The organism is Desulfonatronospira sp. MSAO_Bac3 (assembly GCF_003838035.1).
In the GTDB taxonomy this organism is placed as follows: domain Bacteria; phylum Desulfobacterota; class Desulfovibrionia; order Desulfovibrionales; family Desulfonatronovibrionaceae; genus Desulfonatronospira; species Desulfonatronospira thiodismutans.
Genome location: NZ_QYZY01000087.1, coordinates 1 through 3,480, shown reverse-complemented (window position 1 = coordinate 3,480; position 3,480 = coordinate 1). Strand labels below are relative to the sequence as shown.

The 3,480-nt window shown below is 52.9% G+C and carries 5 protein-coding genes; all 5 read right to left on the bottom strand.

Annotation, left to right across the window (positions count from 1 at the left end; all coding sequences use genetic code 11):
- On the bottom strand, positions 1-281 hold a 281-nt coding region (locus tag D5S03_RS03315; protein ID WP_287042659.1), incomplete at its 3' end, for a F0F1 ATP synthase subunit gamma.
- Between the two features lie 12 nt (positions 282-293).
- On the bottom strand, positions 294-1,802 hold the full coding sequence (gene atpA, locus D5S03_RS03310; protein WP_008870946.1) for a F0F1 ATP synthase subunit alpha: 1,509 nt from the start codon (positions 1,800-1,802) through the stop codon (positions 294-296).
- A 4-nt stretch (positions 1,803-1,806) separates the two neighbouring features.
- On the bottom strand, positions 1,807-2,358 hold the full coding sequence (locus D5S03_RS03305; protein WP_008870947.1) for a F0F1 ATP synthase subunit delta: 552 nt from the start codon (positions 2,356-2,358) through the stop codon (positions 1,807-1,809).
- Positions 2,355-2,918 (bottom strand): F0F1 ATP synthase subunit B, encoded by a 564-nt coding sequence (locus D5S03_RS03300; RefSeq protein WP_008870948.1) that lies wholly within the window; start codon positions 2,916-2,918, stop codon positions 2,355-2,357. The genes D5S03_RS03305 and D5S03_RS03300 overlap by 4 nt, the downstream gene beginning before the upstream one ends.
- Positions 2,919-2,942: 24 nt before the next feature.
- On the bottom strand, positions 2,943-3,365 hold the full coding sequence (locus D5S03_RS03295) for a F0F1 ATP synthase subunit B (RefSeq protein WP_008870949.1): 423 nt from the start codon (positions 3,363-3,365) through the stop codon (positions 2,943-2,945).
- Positions 3,366-3,480 lie beyond the last annotated feature (115 nt).

Here is a 3,480-nt window from a genome sequence, read left to right as displayed (position 1 = left end):
GCATTGAAGCTGCCGCAAAGACCCTTGTCTGAAGTGACAACGATAATACCTACGTTATTGATCTCCTCCCTCTTTTCCAGAAGAGGATGGATGCTGGAATCCACCCTGGAGGAGAGATCGGACAGGATCTCGTAGTACTTCTCGGCGTATGGGCGGAAGCGCTCAATGCGCTGCTGCGCCCCGCGCAGCTTGGCCGAGGCCACCATGTTCATGGCCTTGGTAATCTGCTTGGTCTTTTTGACCGCGCCGATTTTCCTTTGTATTTCCCTGAATGATGCCATGTATTTCTCCCGTTAAGCCTTGAAGGTCTTTTTGAACTCGTCCATGGCAGCGGTGATTCTGTTCTCCAGATCGCTGCTCAAGTCTCCAGTGTCCTTTATTTCCTTGAGGATTTCCGGCTTCTGGCTTCTGAAATACTCCAGCACCTCGGATTCAAACTTGCTTACGTCTTCCACTGCCAGGTCGTCCAGATATCCCTTGGTTCCGCTGAAAAGGGATATGACCTGTTCTTCAGAGGACATGGGCTGATACTGGGGCTGTTTGAGAAGTTCCACAAGTCTCTCACCGCGGGTCAGGCGCTTCTGTGTGGCCTTGTCCAGATCGGAGCCGAACTGGGCAAATGCAGCCAGTTCCCTGTACTGGGCCAGGTCCAGGCGCAGGGTTCCGGCCACTTTTTTGACTGCCTTGATCTGGGCCGCACCACCCACCCGGGATACTGAAAGACCGACGTTGATGGCCGGCCTGACACCGGCATAGAAAAGGCTCGGTTCTAAGTAGACCTGGCCGTCGGTAATGGAAATAACGTTAGTGGGAATGTAGGCGGAAACGTCGCCGGCCTGAGTCTCGATGATGGGCAGGGCTGTCAGGGATCCTGCGCCGTGCTCGTCGCTCATCTTGGCTGCCCTTTCCAGGAGCCTGGAGTGCAGGTAGAAAACGTCTCCGGGAAAGGCTTCGCGTCCAGGCGGGCGCCTCAGAAGCAGGGACATCTGACGATAGGCCACGGCCTGTTTGGAGAGGTCGTCATACATGATCAGAGCATGCTGGCCTTTGTCCCGGAAATATTCGCCCATGGTGCAGCCGGCGTATGCAGCAATGAACTGCATGGAGGCCGGATCCGAGGCCGTAGCTGAAATAACAGTGGTAAAGTCCAGGGCCCCGTACTTGCGCAGGGTATCCACAACCTGGGCCACGGTGGATTTTTTCTGCCCTATGGCCACGTAGATGCAGTGCACATCTGTTTCCCTCTGAGCCAGAATCGAGTCTATGCAGATGGCTGTCTTGCCCACCTGCCGGTCACCAATGATAAGCTCGCGCTGGCCGCGTCCGATGGGAGTCATGGCGTCAATGGCCTTGAGCCCGGTGTTCATGGGCTCATGCACTGATTTTCTGGGAACGATGCCCGGGGCCTTGACCTCCACCAGCCTGTGTTCCTTGGCCTCAATGGGTCCCAGTCCGTCCAGAGGGTTGCCCAGGGGGTCTATTACCCTGCCCTGAACAGCATCCCCTACAGGCACCTGCACGATGCGGCCTGTCCTTTTGACCATGTCCCCTTCCTTGATGTGCGTGTCCTCACCCAGCAGGGCACAACCAACACTGTCTTCCTCGAGGTTCAGGACCATGCCCATAACACCGCCCGGAAACTCCAGAAGCTCCATGGCCATGGCGTTTTCTACGCCGTAGACACGGGCAATGCCGTCTCCAACGGACAGAACCACGCCGGTTTCGCTCATTTCCACACGCTTTTCGTAATTCTTGATCTGGCCTTCGATGATCTGGCTGATTTCTTCTGCTTTTATTTGCATAGCCCTATTCACCCCTTTTGATGTTTTCTTTCAAAATTTGCAGTTGAGCCTTTATGCTGGCATCCAACACCTTGTCCCCGACCTTAAGCACCAGTCCCCCAACGATTTCCGGATCTACCTTGTAGTCCAGGGTAACCTGCTGACCGGACTGTTTTTCAAGTTTGCCCACGATATCCTGCTTGAGATTGTCCGCCAGCTTGATGGCCGTCACAATTTCTCCGCGCAGGACACCCTGGTAATCATCCAGAAGCTTGGCGTAATAGACCTGAATCTCAGTAAGGTGATCCAGCCTGCCCTTGTCTGCAAGCAGGTGGCAAAAATTGGAAATTGTCTTGCTAGGTTTGAGCTTGCCCAGCACCTTGGTTAGAATGCCTTTTTTTTCAGACACGCTGATTACCGGATTGCGGAAAATCCTGAAAAGCTCGGGTGAGCCCTCGAGAACATCCGCAATACTGGCCAAATCGTCACCGTAAGCCTTGAGCTCCTTGTCTCCCTGCTTCTGGCCCAGGGCGAAAAGGGCGCGGGCGTATCTCCTGGCTACAATATTACCTATCAATTTAGCACCACCCTTGTTAAGCTGTCGTTAATAAGAGCCTTGTGATCCTCGGCCTTCAACTTTTTCTTGATCATGGCCTCGGTGGATTCCACCACTTTTTCGGCCAGTTCAGCGCGGATTTCCTGCAGGGCCAGCTTGGCTTCCTGCTGAGCGGAAACCTTGGCCTGTTCCTTGATCTGCTCGGCCTGGCTCTCGGCCTTGGCCACTATCTGCTGCTTGAGGGTTTCCCCCTGGGTTTTGGCCTGTTCCAGTATCTGGGCCCGTTCCTGCTCCAGGTTAGAAATACTTTTTTCCACATCCTGAAGCTTCTTTTCAGCCTCCTGGCGTCTTGTTTCCAGGTCCTTGATTTCGGTTTCGATTTCGTTGCTGCGGCTGGGGAAAAATTCGAAAAGCTTTTTGCCCCCGGCATAATAAATGATGGTCAAAAAGATGATAAAGTTTATCACTCTCCAGATCTGATCCCTGGCATCATCGGGAAGGGTCAGGGGATCTGCCAGATTGAACAGAGCAGCCGCCAGCAGTACTGCCCCCAGAATAAGCAATTTTGTCTTTGTGTTCACCGCGTAAGCCCCCCTTTTTTCAATTTAGGCCTTGCCCAGAATTCTGTCTGCGGCATGTCCTGCAAATTTATCCACCTGTTTCTTAAGCGCCGTCAGTGCGCTCTCCTTCTCCTTCCTGGCCTTCTCCCTGGCAGACTGCAGGATAGATGAGGCCTCATCCGAGGCTGCCTGCACAATCTGCTTTTCCGTATCCAGACCCTCATTCTTTTTCTCCTGCCTGAGCTCCTGTGCCTTCAGGCGCGCCATTTCCAGCTCCTTTTCATACGTCTTGAGCTTCTCATCCGCCCGTGAATTGAAGCTTTCGACATCCTCGACCTTCTGGTTCATGATCTCTGCACGCTTGCGGAGCATGCCCCTTATCGGCTTGTACAGGATCAGGTTCAGCAGCAACAGGACAATGAAAAAATTGACCAATTGAATAAAAAAGGTGATGTCTAAATCAATCATACGCCCTCCGGAGAATGTGAATTTTGGTTCAAAGCTGGCTTTGCCTGTAAAATTTCTATTTGGCTTTAGCCAATTTGCAAACTTGTGTCAAAGGCTTTTTCCACTTTTCCTGTTT

Coding starts and splice junctions, on each gene's coding strand:
- atpA (WP_008870946.1), bottom strand. CDS start 1,802: ATGCAAATAAAAGCAGAAGAAATCAGCCAGATCATCGAAGGCCAGATC.
- D5S03_RS03295 (WP_008870949.1), bottom strand. CDS start 3,365: ATGATTGATTTAGACATCACCTTTTTTATTCAATTGGTCAATTTTTTC.